This window comes from Marinimicrobium koreense, from assembly GCF_003762925.1.
Lineage (GTDB): Bacteria > Pseudomonadota > Gammaproteobacteria > Pseudomonadales > Cellvibrionaceae > Marinimicrobium > Marinimicrobium koreense.
Genome location: NZ_RJUK01000002.1, coordinates 242,319 through 263,701 on the forward strand (window position 1 = coordinate 242,319; position 21,383 = coordinate 263,701).

At 58.5% G+C, this 21,383-nt stretch carries 18 protein-coding genes; 1 reads left to right on the forward strand and 17 read right to left on the reverse strand.

Features of this window, described 5'->3' with window-relative positions:
• Positions 1 to 4 precede the first annotated feature (4 nt).
• The 17 genes from EDC38_RS13605 to tagH form a co-directional block, all read right to left on the reverse strand.
• Positions 5 to 388 (reverse strand): DUF4150 domain-containing protein, encoded by a 384-nt coding sequence (locus tag EDC38_RS13605; protein WP_246004442.1) that lies wholly within the window; start codon positions 386 to 388, stop codon positions 5 to 7.
• Between the two features lie 13 nt (positions 389 to 401).
• Positions 402 to 1,397, reverse strand: a complete 996-nt coding sequence (locus EDC38_RS13610; RefSeq protein ID WP_170162933.1) for a DUF2169 family type VI secretion system accessory protein — start codon at positions 1,395 to 1,397, stop codon at positions 402 to 404.
• 11 nt (positions 1,398 to 1,408) lie between these two features.
• Positions 1,409 to 1,957 carry a hypothetical protein gene (locus EDC38_RS16365; RefSeq protein WP_170162934.1) on the reverse strand — a complete coding sequence of 183 codons (549 nt, stop codon included), beginning with the start codon at positions 1,955 to 1,957 and terminating at the stop codon, positions 1,409 to 1,411.
• A 24-nt stretch (positions 1,958 to 1,981) separates the two neighbouring features.
• Positions 1,982 to 3,964 carry a type VI secretion system Vgr family protein gene (locus EDC38_RS13615; protein ID WP_123639116.1) on the reverse strand — a complete coding sequence of 661 codons (1,983 nt, stop codon included), beginning with the start codon at positions 3,962 to 3,964 and terminating at the stop codon, positions 1,982 to 1,984.
• Between the two features lie 124 nt (positions 3,965 to 4,088).
• Positions 4,089 to 4,571 (reverse strand): Hcp family type VI secretion system effector, encoded by a 483-nt coding sequence (locus tag EDC38_RS13620; protein WP_024462235.1) that lies wholly within the window; start codon positions 4,569 to 4,571, stop codon positions 4,089 to 4,091.
• Between the two features lie 344 nt (positions 4,572 to 4,915).
• Positions 4,916 to 5,863, reverse strand: a complete 948-nt coding sequence (locus EDC38_RS13625) for an AgmX/PglI C-terminal domain-containing protein (protein ID WP_246004455.1) — start codon at positions 5,861 to 5,863, stop codon at positions 4,916 to 4,918.
• A 5-nt stretch (positions 5,864 to 5,868) separates the two neighbouring features.
• Entirely contained in the window at positions 5,869 to 6,372 is a 504-nt protein-coding gene (locus EDC38_RS13630) for an ExbD/TolR family protein (RefSeq protein WP_123639118.1), read from the reverse strand.
• Complete coding sequence (locus tag EDC38_RS13635; protein WP_123639119.1) at positions 6,369 to 6,878, reverse strand: ExbD/TolR family protein; 510 nt, start codon at positions 6,876 to 6,878, stop codon at positions 6,369 to 6,371. Before EDC38_RS13635 ends, EDC38_RS13630 begins: the two co-directional genes overlap by 4 nt.
• A 4-nt stretch (positions 6,879 to 6,882) precedes the next feature.
• Positions 6,883 to 7,500: a MotA/TolQ/ExbB proton channel family protein gene (locus EDC38_RS13640; RefSeq protein WP_024462231.1), complete on the reverse strand. Its 618-nt coding sequence runs from the start codon at positions 7,498 to 7,500 to the stop codon at positions 6,883 to 6,885.
• A 224-nt stretch (positions 7,501 to 7,724) separates the two neighbouring features.
• Entirely contained in the window at positions 7,725 to 10,253 is a 2,529-nt protein-coding gene (locus tag EDC38_RS13645; protein WP_123639120.1) for a bifunctional serine/threonine-protein kinase/formylglycine-generating enzyme family protein, read from the reverse strand.
• A 19-nt stretch (positions 10,254 to 10,272) separates the two neighbouring features.
• Positions 10,273 to 11,091, reverse strand: coding sequence for a PP2C family protein-serine/threonine phosphatase (locus tag EDC38_RS13650; RefSeq protein WP_123639121.1), 819 nt, complete (start codon positions 11,089 to 11,091; stop codon positions 10,273 to 10,275).
• Entirely contained in the window at positions 11,084 to 11,821 is a 738-nt protein-coding gene (gene tagF, locus EDC38_RS13655) for a type VI secretion system-associated protein TagF (protein ID WP_123639122.1), read from the reverse strand. Before tagF ends, EDC38_RS13650 begins: the two co-directional genes overlap by 8 nt.
• Entirely contained in the window at positions 11,821 to 15,360 is a 3,540-nt protein-coding gene (gene tssM, locus EDC38_RS13660) for a type VI secretion system membrane subunit TssM (RefSeq protein WP_170162935.1), read from the reverse strand. Before tssM ends, tagF begins: the two co-directional genes overlap by 1 nt.
• A gap of 21 nt (positions 15,361 to 15,381) precedes the next feature.
• A complete protein-coding gene (gene icmH, locus EDC38_RS13665; RefSeq protein ID WP_123639124.1) occupies positions 15,382 to 16,278 on the reverse strand; it encodes a type IVB secretion system protein IcmH/DotU in 897 nt (298 codons plus the stop codon).
• Positions 16,279 to 16,307: 29 nt separating this feature from the next.
• Positions 16,308 to 17,642: a type VI secretion system baseplate subunit TssK gene (gene tssK / locus EDC38_RS13670; RefSeq protein WP_123639125.1), complete on the reverse strand. Its 1,335-nt coding sequence runs from the start codon at positions 17,640 to 17,642 to the stop codon at positions 16,308 to 16,310.
• 42 nt (positions 17,643 to 17,684) lie between these two features.
• A complete protein-coding gene (gene tssJ / locus EDC38_RS13675; protein WP_123639126.1) occupies positions 17,685 to 18,179 on the reverse strand; it encodes a type VI secretion system lipoprotein TssJ in 495 nt (164 codons plus the stop codon).
• A 44-nt stretch (positions 18,180 to 18,223) separates the two neighbouring features.
• Entirely contained in the window at positions 18,224 to 19,732 is a 1,509-nt protein-coding gene (tagH, locus tag EDC38_RS13680; RefSeq protein WP_170162936.1) for a type VI secretion system-associated FHA domain protein TagH, read from the reverse strand.
• Between the two features lie 488 nt (positions 19,733 to 20,220).
• On the opposite strand from tagH, the gene tssA reads away from it, so the two are divergent.
• A complete protein-coding gene (tssA, locus tag EDC38_RS13685) occupies positions 20,221 to 21,330 on the forward strand; it encodes a type VI secretion system protein TssA (protein WP_123639128.1) in 1,110 nt (369 codons plus the stop codon).
• Positions 21,331 to 21,383 lie beyond the last annotated feature (53 nt).

A 21,383-nucleotide genomic window follows, 5' to 3' on the forward strand; every position in this document is an offset into this window, starting at 1 on the left:
TGATCTACCCCATGATGTTTTTCTTGTTATGGTAGAGGGGATCACCCATGCGACAGACGTTTTTACCCTCAATTTTGACGTCAAAGGAATACATCATGTACTCGCACTCGGCCTTGTGCTTACCACTGATGATCCCCTTTTTGACACCGGCTTCATCGCCGGCGCTCTTGCTATAAATGGCGCCTTTGACCATCGGCATCTGACCGTCCAGCGTGACGGATTTGGGTCCCTTTGCGGTATCCGACGAGCGGCCGATATTCGGGTAGGGAATCGGTACGACGGAAGACCCCACTGGGGTTTTGCAGACATCGGGAAATACCGTGCTCATGCCGCCACTGCCCTTATGGGCAATACCGCGGCCATTGGCAAAGGTCGTTTGTGCCATCATTCAATTCCTTTGTTTACCGGGGTTGTCGGGTCATTGAGACCGTCACTGACTCCACGCTCAGCACGTCGCGTGGACAACTCAAACTGGCCCGCCAGGTTAAACTCACTGTGCGCTTGAAGGGCTGAAAATAGAGTGTTTCCAATCGGGCCGACAGAGGCTCCTGACGCCCCCCGTGGTGAGCGCTGACCGAAAGAGGAACCTCAGGTAACTGTCCGGTCCATGCCCCATCGGGATGCATGCCGGCCAGTTCGAAAGGCTCACCGCCGCGCATCCAGCCCGGGTACACCAGGCCGGGAGCGGCCACATTAAAAAAGCGCCGGGAAAAATCCTCCGGCGCAAAGGGCGCGCGGCGAAGACGCCACTGTTGATCGTAGGTACCAACGAACCGGGTGCGCGGTTGCCAGTGCGGCGCCACCGGGCCCAAACCGACCGGCTCGGGGCTATCGTCCCGGTTTCGAAGCAGCGCCTGCGGGTGCTCAATATTCGGCATCAGCTCCCCATCCACTGAGCGATCAGTGCACTGCGCACTGGCGAATCGTCCAACCGGATTTCGTTCGCTGTAAACCCGCCGACGATCGCCTTCGGCGACCGAGCCGCCGTACGCCCGCTCCCATGTCAGCGGCATTCGCTCAAACGGGTCGGCCACGGAGATCTGGCCTTGATCCCACCTCCGGTCACCGAACACCATGAGCGACTGGCTCACCCGCCCCACCGATACCGTCACTGGCAACTGCCTTACCGGACGCCCGCCGGGCGCCCAGGCGTCACCTTCCACCAGGATATCCGTAGCGGTTTTCCCCAGGTGAATTTCACTGGGGTAACGCAAACTGGACTCATGCGGCTCGCCGTAATACTCGTCTGCTCGCCACACCGGAACGGGCTCATCGGCGAGCATCCAGCCCTCCGTAAAGCTCGCTTTGACAATGACGTACAAGGTCTCCACGCCGGTTTCATCGTTAAGGGCCGTCAGCTCCGCCTCAAAGGGTGTGCGGTTATTCAGCTGCAACATGATCGAAGCACTCAGTTCATCTGGATGGAGGCACCGAGAATGCGATTCACCCCCTCGGAACGACTCACCAGATGTCGGCCACGCAGGATGATTTTCCCCGCCTCCGTCAACGTGATGCTGGCAGAACCGCATCGCAACACCAGCTTCTCCTGCCCTTCCATTACCAGGTCGCGCGCCGGTGCGTCATCCACTTCCACAGACATCGCTTGCGCTTGCCGGGAACGGGGCTCCGATCTATCGCCCTGCCCGGCCTCCAGAGTCAGTTCTAACGGTGTGTGTACAAACCCCATCAGCAAAGGAGTAGTGACTTCACCAGTGGCGTTCTTGACCACGGCCTGACGACCAAGATCCGCGCGCGAGACCGGCAAGGCCGGCAAGGTAACAAGACTGCACCGCTGCCCGTCGACAACGACGCTTACCTCGGGCGCCCCCTGCTCCGTAAACCCCGCCAGAGTACCCACCAACCAGGCCCCCTCTGGGGCAGAAAACTGTGGCGCATCGGCCGGCGCGTCCTCGGTGCACCGCACCGGATCTGCCAACTGTTCGTATTCACTCGCCACACTGCGTCTCCAAAAAACAAAGGGTTAATTGCTGGTCACTTTGCTGCCCTTGAGCACGACGTTGCCGGAACCCTTGACATTGATATTGGCCCCACTGATCGTGATATCACCGTTGCTTTTCAGCTGGATCATGGCCGAACCGGTTTTCAAGGTAATTTCATCATCAGCCTGAAGACTGATGGACTTGGCGCTCAAACCATACTGTTTGGTCACCGACTCACGGTATTCACCCTCAACGCTTTCGGTCAGGTTATTCTTGACCGAAATCACCATGTTGTTCCCGATGGTTTCGGTGTGGTCTTTCTTGACTTCCAACTGCTTACTGGCGCCAATGGTTTCCCGGTGATTCTCCCCGACGTCTATCGACTTATCCTTGCCGATGGTCTCGCTCTGATTATTGTTGACGGTTTTTTTCCGATCGTTCTCAATCAGACTCGTTTCATCATTACGGACCGTTTTCGTTCGGTCATTGTCGACAGTGAGTGTCTGATTGTTTTCGACTTCGACGTCGTAGTCTTTTTCGGCATGTAGCAGGATCTGCTCCGCCCCTTTCTTATCCTCAAAGCGAAGCTCGTTGTAATTGTCCGAGGTACCCTTTTGAGTAGAGCGGGTTTTAATCCCGCTTTGGGTCTTCGAGGTATATACCGGGCGATTCTTCGAGTTGTAGACTGAGCCGGTGACCAGCGGTCGATCCGGGTCGCCATTGAGGAAGTCAACCACCACCTCCTGACCAATACGCGGGATAAACGAGGCACCCCACTGATTACCCGCCCAGGACTGTGCGACACGAAGGAAACAGGAGCTCTTCTCGTGGCGTTCATCATCACGGTCCCAGTGAAATTTGACCTTGATACGCCCCAGCTCATCAATGTAGATTTCCTCTCCCTCCGGCCCCACGACCCAGGCCGTTTCCGGCCCCTTCATTACCGGGCGTTGGTGTACGACCTTCGGACGAATAGCGGTGTCTGCCGGAACACAGATAAAATCATTGGTATAAGACTGAGCCTGGCCTTCCCCGGTGGTCTGGGTGTCCTCCACCACTTCGTGGTGCACCTCCAGGAGAATATAAGCACCTTTCTCCAGGCTCGACTCGTGTTTGGCCAAGGCGAACTTCCCGCCGGCAACCATCTGAGGGTAATCCGAAGAACCGGAGACGACACTGCGATCGAGCTCTTCTGCCTGCATCCGAATCCGCGGCACAGATTCCGCGTCACCGGCGTGGTAGAAGCCGGGGTATTCATAGTGCTCAAACTGACCATTGTGGGCAAAACCGTTCTGCCCCTGGCTGTTGTTCAGCAGGGATTTTTCCGGTGTGCTGAAATCAAAGTCGTTCAATGTCCATTGGCCGGTGCGGTACTGATACCGGTGTTGCCAGCGATGAATTCGAGCGCCCGGATTGGAACCCGGGGAATACTCAAGCTGACTCTCGTCCATGGCAGGAAAAGCGCTGGCCTGATCCACCAGAATCAGTTTATGCTTGCCTCCGGCATGCTCGAAAAAGTACGAAATGCCATCTTCTTCCAAAAGCCGGCATACGAAATGGAGGTCACTTTCGTTGCGCTGCACACAGTATTCACGGGTGCTTCCCGGCTGCGCGCGAAAGTCAAAATCCTGCAACCCCTGCTCGGAGAAAATCTGTGAAACGATATCTTTCGTTGTTTTATTCTGAAAAATTCGACTGTTGACCGTGTGGCGAAGAAACGAAAACCATGGGCGAAGCACTATTTCATAGGTTCTGAGATTATTCCCCTGAACCTCTCCGGCCACAAAACGGGCAATATGTCCGGAAAACTCCCGCCCATTCTCGCTTTTAAGCGATACGTGCCCCAACTTACCCATGACATCATCAGCTCTGATGTCGAGCTTTTCCGACATCAAAGTGACATGAAACTCAAACAACCCGGACACACTCTCTTTTCCGGAAAGTCGCTTGACGAGAAAGGTATCGGACCCCAATGAAAAGTCGCTGATGGCGACCTGGCGGTTTTCCTGAGTAAGCTGCCCCATAGACTTAGCAACCTGTTAGCCGCGCACCAAACGGCACGGTATCGTTCCTTGTATCCCGCCCTTTGCAAGCGGGACGATGTTCGCTGAGTGGGCCCTGCGAGCTGGCCGCAAGGCCCGACCTGACTTACAGCGGCTTCGCAGTGGTCAAGTCGTAACCCACGCGCTGTGGACTAGAGGACTTGTTCGTTTTATCGAAGTCGTTGTAGTTGACCATGATCTTCGAGAAGCTCAAAGAAATGGTTTCAACCGGGTCGCCATCTTCAGCGCCTGCAATCTGATAACCACTGACCAGGCAGTCTTCTAGTACGTAATCCATATACTCGACGACTTTATCAGCGCCGGTCTGGACGAACTTGATGGTGACTTTCTTGCCTGCGGACCCGGTAACGGCTTCTTTGAAAAGCGCCGTGGCCGAGTTGTCCGCCACCTTGGTCAAGGTGATTTCACTGACGGTAGGACGAGTGGCTTCGCGGTTGGACAGGTTGCCGGGCTCCATGGAGATGCCGCGACCAACACCGAAAGAAAGGGACTGAACAGCAATGTGGTCCTTATAACCCTCCGCTGTTACGTTTCCTTTGATGCCTTCATACTCAAGATAAATTGCCATTTTTAGTCTCCTTGCGTTTGCTGTTTATGGACATCAGGCCTGGAAGCCTTCAGACCCGAGCAACTTTCCCTGCCGCTTTACACGCGATAAAAAAAGTACTCGGAATAAACTTCGCATTCCTGGTACCCGGGACGAATGATAGCCAATTCACTGACCACCAACAACCTGTCTCGCAAAAACAGAATGTTTTTTTTCGATAGCGAGAATCGCATCACTTAAATCCTTTAAATATCGGATTTTTGTGTGAACTGGTTCTCCACATTTGCCGTACAAAAAATAGTCTTAAGACCATTACCACGCCAAAGTAAAAGCTGCCTACCGCAGTATCGTAAAAATCAGCTTCATCACGACGGAAGAAATTCGATCGGATAGATGATGGTAATGGTCTGTGCGCTTCGTTCTTCGAAACGAAATTGTAAAACGCGCGCCCTGATTCTCTTCTCCAGACGATGATCGTCCAGCTCGCTGGAAACAATCGCCACGTCGGTCACCTCACCGGAAGGCTCAATGGTTATTTCCAGCACCAGACGCCCCTGCAACCCGGGCGTCTGCCGACGTGCACGGTTGTAGAGTGAGTACAGGAGGCCTTTATTGCGATCGAAAACCAGGCTGACCTCTTCGTCCGTTCGCCCAGTCTGCGCGAAACTGTCCCGGCGCTCCGGATTTTCCGCCGGGTCCTCGGCGAGCGGAGTCTCGAGGGTGGCAAGATCGCGTCGCGCCAATACACTGCCACCCTCTCCGGCCGATACTGCGGCAACATCACGTGCGCCCGTTCGCTCAGCGGCTGATGCCAGATCACCGTCGCCATAACCCGTGGCCGTCTGCCCGGCATCCGCGCCACCTTTGCCTTCGGTGTCCACCCAGTCATCCACCTCAGAGGTATCCATCAGGCTGTCCAATTGATTTCCGAGCGCCAACAGGCCACTGCGCTGCGCCTGCTCCCGGGCTTCGCGCTGCGCTTCGTTGGCAGGTTCCTCCACGGCGGGTCGCTCTCGCTCCCGCTCGACCAGGGGCTTTGGCTCAGCCACAGGTAATGGCTTGGGCTTCACCTCCTCCGGCGCCTTAACCGGTGGATCGCTGGGTTGCTCGATCATAAAACGGGCCACCCGCTCGGGAATATCCGCCCGGGTCATGCGTTGTTTTTCCGGAACCTCAACCAGCGATAACGTCAACGCGATTCCCAGCGCCAACCCGGCACAGCCGATCGGCCACCAGCGATAGTGATTGGCCGAAGAGCGACCGGGATGCCACTGGATGACCAGGTCCTGATAACGGGGGGCGGTCTGCATCATGATGGTCACAACTGACTCGCCTCCTCCGCTGGGTCAGAGATCTGACTGGCGGCGAAGGCGACCTGACGAAACTCCAGAACCCGACTGGTTTCCACAACCCGCCTGATGATTTCGTAGGGGACAGACTGATCGGCCAATACCGTCAGGGTGTCGTTTTCACCACCGGCAGACAGGGACAGTCTGTAGGCCAGCTCTTCTCGCAGAGGCTCAATGACACCGCCGCCCTCGTTGGTCACCTCCTCAAGTTTCGCCACCGACTGGCCATGCACCAGTATGGCTTCCCGTGAGATCAATACCCTCAAGGTTTCCTCGGGCGGTTGCTCGGCGGTGGAGTCCGGCAGTTTCATCACTTTCTGGCTCGGCAACTCACTGTCACTGGATGCATTGACCAGCAGGAAGAACACCAGAATGGTAAAGATATCCATCAGTGACACGAGATTCAGCCCCGGCGACTTGCGCAACCTCTGGTTGCGCTGAATACGGCGGGCCCGTCGACTCAGAGATTTCATGCCGAACCCTCCCTGTCTGTCGGCGCATCACCCAGCGATATGTCCGGAAACAGCTCGACCCGCTCGAGCGTACCAAGCTGTACCTGCTGCGTGCTCCCGACCCGATCCATCACCTGTATCAGAGTGTTGTAGGAAACGCCCGGCGCGAGCCGCAAGGCAATCCCGGTTTCATCGGGGAAACGTTGCTTGATTTCAATCAGCGCTTCCCGAAGCTGGCGCCACTGAACCTCATCATCCGTTCGTTCCAGACGCGTAATCACGCCGATGTTGGCATCCCTCAATACCAGGTCATCGTCCGACACCACCAACTGGAGCTGAAGATCCAGCGGCTGTTCCGAGGATTCCTGCTCCGTCTGCGGCCCCGGAAGATTCAACTCCAGAACGGTCATCCGGGAGAAAACCGCCGTAATCAACAAGAACGGGACCAGTATGACCATCAGATTCATGAACGCTGTGATGTTCAGCTCAGCGGCCTCCTGAACCTGACGCTTGCGACGAAAGCGCATGCCTTTACTCCCTGATCATCAAGTTCAGACATTTGACGGCCGCGGTTTCAATACTGTCGACCACTCGCGCCGCTTTGGTGGAAAGGTAGGAATGCAACAGCAACAGCGGAATGGCGGCGCAGAGCCCAAAGGCCGTGGTATTCATCGCCACCGAAATACTGGCCGACAGCATCTCCGCCTTGTCCGCCGGATTGGCCTCGGCGACGGCGGTAAATGCCTGAATCAGGCCGATGATGGTGCCCAGCAGCCCAAGCAGCGTGGCCACATTGGCCAGCGTTGCCAGGTAATGGGTGCGCTGTTCAACCTCCGGCAGCACTTCCATTACGCCTTCTTCCATCGCGGATTCGACCGTCTCACGCCTGGGGTTCCCTTTGAAACGGGAAAAGCCGTAACTCAGAATCCGTCCCAGCGGGTCTTTCAGGTCAGTCAGAGACTGTGAGGCCCGCTCGTAATCCTGGGCCTTGAGCATCGGCGCCAACTTGAGCCAGACCCGGTTGACCGACTTCTGGGTTTTCGACAGGTAAAAGAAGCGATCCAGGGTAATCGCCAGCCCCGCCGCCATGATGAACAGGATCGCCCACATGAACGGGCCACCCACTTGGAAAAAACGGACAAATTCCATAACAAGCCTCTGTGGTTAATGATGTTTCCGTTGAGTTACAAGATCGTTGGTCGCGCTTTCTGGTGAAGTCCGACCGTTGACATTTGAATCGATGGCCAGCAAGAGGTGGCGGCGCTTCAGCCGATACTCCGCCAACGACACCGATCGCTGGTTGTAGTCGTCTACCAACTGGTGCAGCTGCTGTATCAGAGTCGTTACATCCACGGTCATATCGCTCGAGTCTCTTAGCGGTTTTTAAGCTGTCTGACCAAGCGCAGACCGGTATAGGTGTCCGGGTGGCCATCGTGTGATTTCTGCCAGCTCACCTGGCATTCATCCATCGACGTATCGTAGTGCCCCCCGGCAACCGATAACGCTCCCCCGCTGAGCACCCATTCCTGAGCGTTGCCCAGATGATTCACCAGGCCCCAGCGGTTCTGCCCACCCACGCTGGCTTTGACCATGGAGCCGCCACGTTGAATACCCCGGGAGGAGAACAGACAGTTGCGGTTCGGGTCCGGCTCTGCGCCGTCCGCTCGGGCAGCATGGCGCCACTCCTCGTAGGTTGGCAGCCGATAACGGTAACCGGTCTGTTCACTGAGCCAGCGGGCGTAGGCCTTCGCCTGCTCAATACTGATGTCAGTGACGGGTCTGTCCCGGGATTGCTCTTGCTGTACCTCACACGTTGATGCGCGACAGAAGCGATTGAAGTCCCCAACGGTCACCTCCTCACGACCAATGGCGTAAGCAGGCCGGCCCGCAATCCCGGGGACCACCACCATGTCCGGACCGAGCCCCGCGCCCGGCAAGGTATCCCGACACCCCACGCGCGGGCCTCGGCCTCCCATTCCGGCCAGAGAGGCGTCACAGGGGTCTTTGGGTTCTATGGCGATGCCGGCAATGGCGGCACTGCGCGGAAAAATCTGCATGGCGTGCTGCTTGAATGTCTGGGCCCGGTCGGGAAAGCGAGCGCCAATGGTTTCGATGCAGGATGCCAGCGCGCCGATCATCCGGCTTTGCTCGCGCTGATATCGACCCGGGTCCAACTCCTGCAACTTGTTGACGGCAATGGCCAGGTCATCCATATTCAGCTGTTGTCGGCAGGCAAGCTGTCGATCAACGTTGGCCAGTGCGTTATCGAACTCGCGATTGACTTTTTCCTGAACCGCCTGCTTGCGTGCCTGTTCCTGCGCCAGAGCCTGCGCCGCTCGGCGCGCCTCGGCCTGCTGTTCCGCTTCGAGCCTGGCCCGCTCGAGTGCGCTGTCTATCTGTTCGGACAGCCGGTCGAGCGCGGCTTCGTCATCGCTGTAGCGCCGGGCATTGGTCAGCCGGGCACGGGCCTGCTCCAGAGCGCCTGCTTCAATTTCCTCATCAATTTTTTCCAGATACGCCTTGTAAATGGACGCACGCTGACCCTCCAGCCACTGATCACTCTCCCCCAAAAGATCCCGCAAGTCGGTATAGCTCTGCCAGAGCTGACGCTCCCATTGGGAAGAAAATGTCAGTGTGGTCAACAGTTCGGTCAGCTCGTTCTGCTTCATTTCCAGCCTGAGTCGCTGCTCGATCTCCATCCGCACATCCTGCTCGGAAAACTGTGGAATCCACTGATCCCGATACTGATAGGCGGCGGTCGCCATTGACGTCACCACAATCAGCGCGCCGATCGCGTATTTGGCAATCGCCACTTTCCGATGCACGAAGGCATTCCAGAACGCCTGAACCGACGCCACCCGATCCTCGCGACGGAACGCCAGACAATGTTCAATGGCTCGCCACTGGCTTTTGGGAATACCCACCAGGCGTTTCGGTTTGAGCTTCTGACGGGCCGCCTCGTCGGCATGCACCCGGTTGAACGGGTGCTCGCCGGCAAAGAGCTCATAGGCAATGCATCCGAGCGCGTAGAGGTCATCACGCGCATCGGGCGGAGCGCCCTCAAGCATCTCCAGGCTCGCGTAAGCGGGCGTCAGAGCGCCGAGGTTTCCCGCATCAAAAACCGTTTTATCGTCTTCCGAGTCGTCGGACCGCTCGGCCTTGGCCACCGCGCGGGCAATACCAAAGTCAAACACCTTGGGAATGCCTCGGTGGGTGACAAAGATGTTGCCCGGCTTCAGATCCGAGTGAATGATGTTTTCCGCATGGGCATAGATCAATGCCGAACACACGCCTTCAATAATCTTCAGACAATCTTCGTGAGGCAATCCGGTGGAACGATACTGGGATAACAACTTGTCCAGCGGCTTGCCATCAAGAAACTCCATGGTCATGAAAACCGTGTCGCCATCCCGGTCGAAATCGTGCACGTTAACGATATTCGGGTGCGCGATACGTTGGGTTTTGCGCGACTCTCTCTGCAAGGCGATGAACGCTTCAGGGTGGGCCTTGAACTCATCGCTCAACACCTTGATCGCGACATAGGGGTCACGATCCTGGGCCTCAATTTTCAGCCGGTCCTTGGCTTTGTAGACCACCCCCATGCCACCGGCGCCCAGAATGTCCTCCAGCAAAAACCGGCGCTTCAGTAAACCATGATGGCCCGCAGGGCGCTTCGGGGAAGCGGCCGCTTTGGTTTTGGTCGGTCTGGCGACGACGGTGGGCGGATTCGGATCCACCAGCGTGGCATCCGATCCACGACGACGCGGCGGCGCCTGATAGCGGGTTCTGTCACTCTCCGCAGGCCCTTCCTCCGATCGGCTCCGCGGGGTATACACGGTGGCATCGGTTGGGGTGTTTGCGCGCGGCGCGATCCGCGTTTTAGTGTCCCTGGTTTCAGTCATATCCCTTCATCTTCCTGACTCAACGTTCCCATTGAGCGCATTGCCGTCCATTGGAACTGTCTACTCTGCCGGGCTCGCCTTTGATCACCACCACCGAGACGTTATCCGGTGCCCCTGCGCGCAAGGCGACATCAATCAGTGCCTGAGCACAGAGGTCAGGATCCCGGTCGGCCATGATTCGGGCGATGGTCTCGGTTTCAATCACGCCATGGAGTCCATCGCTGCACAGCAGAAACAGGTCACCGAGCCGCACATCAAACAGGCGCATATCCAGTTGCAGGTGCTCTTCCACTCCGACCGCACGCGTAATCACGTTGCTACACTGATGCACTCGGGCCTGCTCGCGATTGATCAGGCCCATGGCCACCATGTCTTCTACCTGGCTATGATCCCGGCTCAACTGCGTGAGGGCTCCGTTGCGAAAACGGTACAACCGGGAGTCCCCCGCCCAGAGCACCACCCCGATACGACCGCGGATCATCAGGTGCACCAGCGTGCTCCCGATCGTGGCGCCGTCGAGCTCCATTCGGGCATAGTTCTGCAACCCCTGATTCACCCCCTGCAGACAGTCTTCGACCCGTTCCACCGACTCAGCCAACGCCTCGGGCAAGTGCAATTGGGCGAGCCCCTGAACGATTTCCCGACTGGCCAGGTCGCCCACCTCGTGACCGCCCATGCCGTCGGCCACGGCCCAGTGGTTTTGATCAGCGCACGCAAACACCGCGTCTTCATTCAACTTGCGCACCGCGCCGGCATGGGTCGCATGCTGGCAGCGCCAGTGAATGGGGCGCCGATACGTGGTATCAACCGGTTGCGGCCGGGTCTGGGTATCAAGCATCCCTGAGCTCCCTGGGGCACGGTGCGAACGGCTGCTCCCACTGCCAGTCCCGCCACTGCCCCGTATACATGGCGGCCACCCCTGCAACCGCCGGCAAACCCCGCGCCGTAACGACACAGGGTTCGACCCGATCAGATCCCGCGGTGGACCAGATGCTGTAGCTCGGCATGGTCGCCGACAGGGCCGCATCCAACAGGTAGGGATAGACCTGCTCGGGCCGGGCCTGCTCTTCATGAAGTGTGACGATACGATCACCGCCCGAGCCGGACGCTAGTCGGGTGTACTCTGCATTGACCCGCAGGGGACTGGACTGAATACGGGCCGCCAGTGAATCGATCTGAATCTGGCCGTCGAGCGCAGCCAGGGCAGCAGACTCCAGCGATTCGTACCAGACATCGGCGGCGGTCAACGCCACCGTGGCCGGGGTATTGGCCGGCGCCGAGCCCAGGATGGTGAACGGAAAATAACGACCGACCCGGTCCACGCTGGGCAGAGAAATTCCGGCCCAAAGCTGGCCGTCTATCACGCCTGGAGAGAGCGCAAATCGCCAGATGGGACTGGTGAGATACACATCCAGCCAGTGCTCGCCCAACTGCTCCTGAGTCGCAGCGATTACAGACTGTAACCAGTCATCCCAGATATTCACGCACTGCGATGGTAGCCCCCGGTGAATGAAATCACCGTGGGCGGGCAGCTTACCGAAAAAACCAACGACGCCATTGGCACTCATCACAGCACCTCCGGACACTGATATCGGCGCAGGGGATTATTGGTCAACAGATTGTCGACGCTTTGGGTGCGCACTTCATACACCATCGTGTTCCGATCCGCACGGGTATCCGCGGCGGCGCTGGAGAACGTCAGGTGGAAGACGTCCGAGCGAGACGTTTTCTGCACCTGAGCATCATCCAGCGCTCGGAACCAGGCCCAGGGCCCCTGGTACACCCGATCACTGGCGCCCCCGTTGACCTTCTCGAACACCAGACGCAGCCGGCGTTCCGCCTGATCACCCGACCAGTCAACCCGACGCCAGAACTTGGGCCCGTGACTGTACGACAGGGTCTGGTCGCCCATATCAAGAATAAAGCGGGCATTGTCTTTGGCCAGGTCTTGCGGTTTGAACTCCAGACTCAGTCGCGGGGAGGACTCCCCCGAGCGGAACATCAGTTCGGTGATCGCCTGCCCGTGGCGGATCTGAGCCAAGGCACTGGCCGAAAGCCCCAGGCCGTAACCATCCACCTGCCGGTTGTGCCACCGCCCCCGGGTCTGAACAAACGGCTCGATATACTGCTGTACAAAACGCTCGTGCAGCCCGCCCGGCTTGAAGAATTCACTGAAGTCGTACAGTGACATTTCCGCATCCACACCGCCCACCAGTGGGTAACGGCCCGCCGCCATGCGCTGATACGGCTGATACACCTGGGCCTGCCACTCGTTGACGACATGCCCTCGAGCTTCAATCAGAATACTCCGCCAGGTTTCCCGTGACAGGCCGTTGAGCCACTGCTCCAGGGGCTGGGGCAGGTTGCGCGCATAGCTTCGCAATTGACTGGCCGGATTACCCTCGCCATCGGCAAAGCGCGCGCGGGCGATTTCGAACGCCCGTCGCTGGGGGTCCGGCGACATCCTGATGTCCTGCACGAAATCACTCAGCTTGCGCACCTCCCCAAGCACCGCGTGAATGGGTGCCTGCCCGGCATCCCCCGCCATCAACCGATGCAGCTCACTGAAATGGCGATCCACTTCGGTGGAGTCCATTTGCGAGGCAATCAAACCGGCCGCAATACTGGTTCGTTGACTACGACCCGCTCCGGCCACCTTTTCCTTGAGCTCGGGGTTGGTCAACTGCGTCTGCGCGGCGCTGACCTCCAGTACCCGCAAGAGGGGCGAGTACAGTGGGTCCGCCGCACGCGCCAACCGCTCGCTGCCCTGATTGAGGCTGGCGAAAGAACCAATGGAAAGTGCCTGCTGTACTCCCACCCAGGTGCGAATGTAGTCGCGCAGATACAGTTCGGTCACCCGCTCGCTCAGCTCCCCGAGGTCGTCCTCAGTCATGGTCTGGGCACTCTGCTCCAGGCTCTCAAATATCCAGCGGTCATTGACCAGCTCACGCAGTACCGGCGATCGTGGTGAGAGGTCGATGGACTTGTAGCCTTCGCGGGTGAACATCCAGGGCACCTGAATCGCATCCCGGGCGTTCGCCGGCAATTCAAATACCGCGGTCAACTGATTGCCGTATTGAGCCCGCAGATCAACCGGACGTTGAAATTCCGGCTCGCTCTGAATCCGGTTATAGACTCGCTGAGCGACCGGAACCTGCAGTAGGCGTTGGGCCACCGTTCGGGCCAGAGGCTGGTTAAGCGCCTGATCCGTCAACTCCAGGGCCAGCAACCCCTCCAGGTGGTGCCGCAACGAGGTCTGAGTCTCGCGCTCCACCGTAGCGGCCCACCGACGGGTAAACCACTCGACCACCTGCGGGGCTTCCATGCGCGAAGTATCCCCGAACATCTGGTACACCCGGAACTGGTTGTACAACTGCAGATCATCTTCGGTATCCAGCAGCGCCTGCTCCAGCTCCCGCAACAATGCCTGAGTGAACGGGCCGCGCAGATAACGCTGATACGCCTGATCGGCGCGTTCATCGATGCGTCCGTCGTAGAGGCCGACGCCGGTCAATACCGGGTGTGCGTCCCGGTCGTATACAGAACTGGCCTGAGCCAGGGCGGTCAGCGCTGGCAGGTGCGCTCGGGGGGCTGCCGGACCGTAACCATCCCCTTGTCGCTGCTCGAAGCGGGACAGGTGCGAGCGGACATCTTCCATATCAGAGGCGTGGCGACTGACACTGCCTGTCCACACCATCACCAGACCCACGACACTGGCCGCCAAAGCCGCGTAAGCCGAGCGCCGCCCCCACTGCCGCCAGCGTTCATAGCGTGGATTGGTGCCCACCAGCTCAGACTCCGGAAAAATCACATCCTGAAAGAGCCGTCCCAGGAAAAAGCCTTTACCCCGATTCACCCCCGGTGCGGCCGGTTCGCGCCCAAACCCGAACTGTGCCGACACGGTACTGACCAGGCGATCAATCGGCGTGCCATCCTGGGTGCCGCTCGAGTAATAGACGCCGCGCAACAACGGCTGGTAACGATAGCGATTCGGGGCAAAGGTCTGCTCGACAAACCCCTTGACCAGGCGGTTGAGTTGTTCAAACTGGGTCGGAAAATGCTCGATGGCGGCCCGACGCTGGGGATCGCGTTCCTGATGAAGTCGCCAGATCAGACGTTCGTACAGTCGGGCTTCGAGTTGACGAAGCTCGGCGTCAATAAACTCAAAGTCCGGGGCCGACTCCACCGAACCGGCGCGGGGCAGGCTGAGGCCCCACACCTGCTCACGCTCGTCTTTCCCCAGGTCTTCGAAAAACTCATTGAAGCCCGCGATCAGGTCCGACTTGGTGAACATGAGATAGACGGGAAAGCGCACCTCCAGCTTACTCATCAAATCATCAATGCGGGTGCGAATGGTGCGAGCATGACTGGCACGCTCTTCTTCGGTCTGGGTGAGCAGATCCTGCACGCTGATCGAGACAATCACGCCGTTGATCGGCCGGCGACGGCGGTGCTTTTTCAGAAGCCCCAGAAACCCCTCCCAGGCCGAACTGTCCACCACCCGGTGACTGTCCTGGGTCGTGTAACGTCCCGCGGTGTCCACCAGCACGGCATCATTGGTGAACCACCAATCGCAGTGTCGGGTTCCGCCAACGCCCTGCAGCGCTCCGGCACCAAACTTTTCGGCCAGGGGAAACTCCAGCCCGGAGTTCACCAGCGCGGTGGTTTTGCCCGCACCCGGCGGGCCCACCATGATGTACCAGGGCAGCTCATACAGGGCTCGACTCTTGTTGGCACGGCCCCGAAAACGACGCTGCCGAAGCACGGCCAGCGCTTCGAAAAAGCGCTGCTGAACCTGCTGGACATCCTCGGCCGCCTGACTACTGACATAGTCCGTTGCGTTGGTCTGGCTCTGCTGAATGTCGTCCACCATCGCCCGATTCTGCTGGTGATCCCGCCATTGCAGGCGCAGGTTATTCAGCCCCCACAGCACCAGCAACACCAGAATGACCAACAGTCGGGTGATGCTGCTGGCCAGGGGCGCCGCGTTTTCATCGCCAAACTTGATCAGGGGTCCGCCAAACCAGACCAGCAGCGCCAGAATAAAGACACCCACCAGCGATAAGGTGACCGGGTGGAGCAAGGTATTTTTAATCCGCTTCATCATTACCATCGGTTCCCTGTTGGTCTACTCAAACGAATCCCTGGAAAAGGTTTCAATCTGCTCATTGACGGTATCGAGCTGCTCCACAACGGGGTTGGAACTGGTGTAAAGCCAGTACCGGAAACCGGAAAAAATCAACACCAGGAGCAACGCCACGGCAGCGCTCCAGATCCACAACGGAATGGATTCCCCCAGGGTTGAGGAGGTCCGGCCGAGTCCCTGCCAACGTGGCGACAGCGCGCGTTCGTGCTCGCCGCGATACCGGCGAATGGTCCGGTAGAGCTCGTCTTTGATCTGCTCGAGGGCATCGCGTCCGCGGTTTGCCAGACGGTAGCGCCCTTCGAACCCCAGGCTCAGGCACAAATACATCAACTCCAACATGTCCAGGTTCTGGGATGGGGCCTGGTTCATGCGCTGCAGGATCTGAAAAAATTTCTCACCCCCTGAGGTTTCATTGTGAAACGCACTGAGCAGAGTCCGCTGCGCCCAGGGACTGTCGCTACCCCAGGGGGTATTGAGTACCGCCTCATCCAGAACCGAACAGAGAACATAACGGGCCGCCAGCACAATCTCCGGCGGATAGCCCCGGTCCCGGGCCTCCACTTCGAACTCCCGGATCGACTGGGTCAATTGACGGTACAGACCGCGCACATCAGTGTGGCGTGCCGACTGGCGGACTTTGCCAAATACCAGCAGTAGCGTATTGGCGGAGCTGACCAGAGGATTGAGCCCCCGACCGGCAACCAGAGGCTCAGGAGGCAGGTCCATCGCTGATGGTGGCGCGGGTGAATCAACCGGTGAAGGCGCACGCGGCTCTGGTGTTCCGGCCGCAGCGCGCGGGGTGTTCACGTCTGGTTTCATTCGGGTGCGATCGCCACCGGGGCGAGGCTGGCGAAAGACCGTTTTGTCCGGAGAATCCATGGGTGCTCCTCAATATCGAGAGGCGATCGCTATTGGCGAATCGCCCAGAACTCCATTTCCAGGCCGGGGAAGTCTCCGCCCACGTGCAACGCAAAGCCACCCGAGCTGGCCATTTCCCGCCAGAAGGCGCTGTGCTGATCCAACTCAAAGTAGGCGTATCCCGACCGGTAGGGAATCTGCCGCGGCGCCACGGGCAAAGGTTTGATGGCAATACCCGGCATGGCGGCGTTGACCAACTGCCGGATACGCTCCACCGGGCCCACTTTGATCTGCGCCGGCAGGCGCGAGCGCAGGGTTTCCTCGGCGATATCGGCGCGCACTGCCAACACAAACGTAGCCGAAGAAAGCAGCGAGCGATCGGGAATGGTACCCACGCGGATACCGTATTTCTTTTCCTCAAGCGGCAGCCCGATGGCGGTCTGCTCATACACCATCGACAGGTAGCTGCGCAGGGTGGTCATCAGGGGCAAAAACGTGGCTTGCAATTGATCGTGCCGATACGGCGCAAACTCCGGTGGCCGCTTCTCCCTGGCGACAAAGGTCGACAACTCTCCGGCCATCAGCAGCAGTTGCTGAAACAGCGCCAGAGGATGCAGATTGCGCACCGTGGCCAGATGGGCGATCAGGGGTTCATAGCGGTTGATCATCTGCAGCATCATGTAGTCGGCGATTTCCGCGGTTCCGCCCCGGCGGGCATCCGCCAGACGGCCCGCAATTGCCTCGCCCCGATGATGCAGCATCCCCGATAACTCGGGCAGAAAGCCCGCGAGTCTGGGGGCGGCCGTACAATCGAGACAGGTGGCCAAGTACTGCTCATCGAGCAGCACGTTGTGGTCATCGCGCACCTCCGCAATGCGCAGCACGCCAATACAGGCATACCCGCTGAGATCCTCGGACTCGAGCGTCAGGCGTAACCGGAGCTTACCCACATCCACGGGACGGGTATCTCCGCCATCCGAGGTGACATCCCGCGCACTGACTTCCGACACGTAATAGCGGGCCAGGGCCTGTGCATCATCTTCCCGGGAGACGTCCACCGCGCCCGGCCGACGAACCGGTACCGCAAGATACACCAGCGTATTGTGGGCGCCTTCGGGAACCTCGAGCACCCCGGGCGCATCATCCACTTCGGGGAAATTGAAGGGAGTACCATCGGGGAACACGCCCCGCCCCCGGGACACGGACAGCTTGCCCAGTTTGAGCAACTCCTGATCCAGCTCCAATGCCTGTAATCCCCAGGCATAGGCGCCCAGGGCACTGCACTTGGCATCGATGTAGCGTTCGACGTAGCGGTCGTACTGCTGAAAGTGCTGAGGGTTCAGAAACATCCCCTCGGACCAGATGACTTTGCTGCTCAACGACATGGTCTATCTTCCCTATTGTTGCCGGTTCATTGTGGGTTCCAATCAGTTCAGCACTGACAACTGGTTACCCGAGATCTGCAGTTTGATGACATCCCTGAACACGTTGCGCGCGGTAACGGGAATGACGACTTTGTAGGCGGCGCGCTGGTACTGATAGAACTCGGCCATGATGCCGACATAGCGCGTGTTCGCATCGAGTACCAGCTCATGGTCCCGAATCTCGCCGGGGACCACACCGGGTAGCTGGCGTCGACGTACCAACGTATCACCGAGCACGGCCGAGTCACGTTCATACAGACGCACAAAGTCAGCGTCAGCAAACGCCTGTTCGGCGGTCAGCTCGTAAAACCTCAGCACCACCGGCGCGGGCTCGTTGCTGTGATCGGGATTGATGTCCGCGCGCGCGTCAATGGACAGCCTGACATCGGTCTGTAACTTGAGCATGCCCCCGACGCGACTTTCCTGATTCGCGCAGGCGGTCAACCAACACACCAGCAGAACCGGGAAAAGCCTACGAAGTAAATCAAACCGTTCCATAATTCATGTCTCCTATCGTTACCGGTCGATCATCGCGACGCCGCTCAGGGACGCAGGGCAGACAGGCGACGCAACTGATCCTGATACGCCTGTACAAACTCGTCACCGAAAATCTGCTGAAAAGAGCGCTCCATGTTGTCACTCAGGCCCCGGTAGTGCGCTCGGTAGTTGTCCCAATAGCGCGCCTTGCGTAAGGGCGGTATGACGCTGGGTTTTTGTTGGCTGTTCGCATTGGCCTCGAAACGATCCGGATCGAACTCCTTGAGCATATGCTCAAACGCTCGACGCATACCGGAGATCATTGCCAACTGGTGTTCCGCAATTTCCTGGAATCCCTCGCGAATGGCCTGCAAAGGCTCCTTGTACGCCTGGCTTCGACGCACAAAAATATTCTCTAGCGCTTCATCGACGTCGGCGGAGAACTTGAGGGGATTGTTCTCCACGGGCTGAATGGTGGTGACATTCATCCGAAACTCGTTTTTTATGCTGGCCCGAGAGCGCAACACCTGCATCAACCCTTCAATCACCTCCCGCATCATGGTGCCGATCAGCGGCTCCAGCTCTCCTCGCGCCTCCGGGCTCAGTCGGTCCAGGTCCACCCCCATGGCGGAAAATAGCGCCTCCGATGTCCGAGGTGACATGGGACCTGCGGAAGACTGGGTGGACGTAACCTCCACAGGTTCAGCGCGGCTGACCGGAGTCGGGCGATCCGGGCTCGGGCGCTTGCCAGGCTGTGGCGTGACGACAGGCCCTGGTACTTCCTGTATCGCGTTGCCGTCATGCCCAGCGGGTTCATCCCACAGTTGTGCATCCGTTGGCTGGGGGCCGGCTGCCCACTCGGGCTCGCGGTCGATCTGCGGGGAGGCGGAGTCGGACTCGCGCCCCACAGGCTCCAGCCAGTCGGTGGGAATCAGTTGTTCCTGATGGGCCTCTGGCCAGTGGATCGCGTCGACGGACGGGTCCTGCCACTTCGATTCGGAATCGGAGAAGGCCCCTTCGCCAGGGCCGGGATACAGTGCTGTGGATTCATTGTGCCAGGGTTCGCGCTCGGCACCGGATGCGCCATCCAACATCTGCAGAGGATCCAGGGAATCTCGGGACGGGTCGGCGACCGGACCGGCATCGAAGGGATCACAGGCAAAGGGATCATCGACGGAAAAAGGCGTGGCGGGATGCTCCTCTGGCGCGGGCTCCGTCGCAAAAGGCGACGCATCGAGCGAGCCGGCCTCGGCATTCAACAGATCGATCGCGAACGTGTAGTCGCCTATCTCAACCTGATCGCCGTGATTGATCGTCGTCACCACGCCTTTGCCCAAAGGCTCTGACGAACCGTTGATAAAAGTGCCGTTGGTGCTGTGGTCGATCAACTGAAAGCGTCCCTGTTCGACCGTAAATTCGCAGTGGCGAGCCGACAGAATCCGGGCGGGATCCGGCAGAACCCAGTGATTATCGGGACCACGCCCGATCGTTCCGCCGTGCTGATCGAATGAAAATTGCTGTTGGGGAAGAGAGGCGCCTTCTGGCGTTTTGATCATCCTGAGCTGTAAGTTCATTCCGTTATCATCCCGAAAGTGTCCGTTTTCTTTACGCTCTATTCGCTGCGCCGTCTGGGCGTCGAGCCAGAGGGTTTTATGCGGCGTTCGCCCTTCGTTGCCCGAAGGACATTCCCTGGCGCAGATCACAAAATTTTTTGAGCCACGCCATTGCGATGCGCCGGCCATTCTGTGATGGAAACGGATTGTACACCATATTTTTTTTGAAACAGAATCAAAAATATTGCACTCGGTCACATTTTTCGACGCGGAACAAAAAAATATTTGGCATTCGATTCGTAAACAGTTAATTTTTTAATCGCGCTGTGGTAGCTTTCTCCATCTCCAGCGAATAGCCAACAACGGATTGTTATGTTTATTTATGTGACGGACTACCTTCATTCCTTCGCGGAATGTCTGCATCAGACCAGAAAAAAGCCGTTAAAGTCGATGTGACTCAAGGCCGGCAGTGACAGGAATCAGCAGAACACCATAGGGAAAGACAGGCAATGGCTTCACCCCATATCATTGAACTCGACGATTTACTCGCCCCTATCGCTGAGGATACACCCTCGGGTGAAGACCCTCGCGCCAGTGCGTCTCCGAACTCAACCTACCAGACACTCAAGCGCGAACGATCCAGTGCCCGAGCGGCGGAACGCAAGTCCGTACACGACGGCGACAGCCAGGAGGCCGACCGCCATTGGCGTGAAGTACTCAACCTGGCACCCAAACTTCTCAGGGAAGAAGCCAAGGATCTCGAAGTCGCAAGTTGGTACACCGAAGCCCTGGTACGCAAACAGGGCTTTCAGGGCTTGCGCGATGCGTTCGCACTGATTCGCGGGTTGGTCGAACAATATTGGGAGGACATTTACCCGACACCAGACGAAGACGGCCTGGAAACTCGCGTGGCTCCTCTCTCCGGACTTAACGGTGAGGGGGCAGAGGGCGTTCTGATCGCACCGATTCGTCGCGTCCCCATCACGGAAGGACAACCCCCCGCCCCTTTCAGCTACTGGCACTACCAGCAGGCACTCGACATTCAGAAGCTGGCCGATGAAGACGCCCGTCAGGCAAAAGAAGCCAAACTCGGTTATGGGCTGGGAGATATCGAGAAAGCCGTCCGGGAATCAGACGACACATTCTTTCAGAACCAGCGGGAAGATCTGGATCAGGCAATTGAGCATTTTCGTGCCTGCCAGAGCCTACTGGATCAACACTGTGGTATTGAGCTGGCGCCCCCGTCCCGCAATATTCTCGAGGTTCTGGAAGAGTGTCGCGGCGCCGTCAATCATCTGGGGCGCGACAAGCTATCGCCCGCGAACGAATCCGAAGACAGTGCGCCCGAGGCGGTCGAAGCGACCGGGACGACAGACGTTCCCGCGAACACGCCTGCCGCCCGAAAAGCGCTGGATCGCGACGAGGCCTTCCGTCAACTTCGGGAGATTGCCGAATTTTTCCGCACCACCGAACCCCACTCCCCGGTGTCCTACCTGCTTCAGAAGGCCGTCAAGTGGGGCAATATGCGTCTGGACGAACTGATTCAGGAGCTGATACCAGACGATAGTTCTCGCACGCATTACAGCGAGCTGACGGGCGTAGAAATCACCGAGGATTAACCCCGTAAAAGGCAGTAGTGACGACCAACCAAACCAATGACAGAGGATTAGGG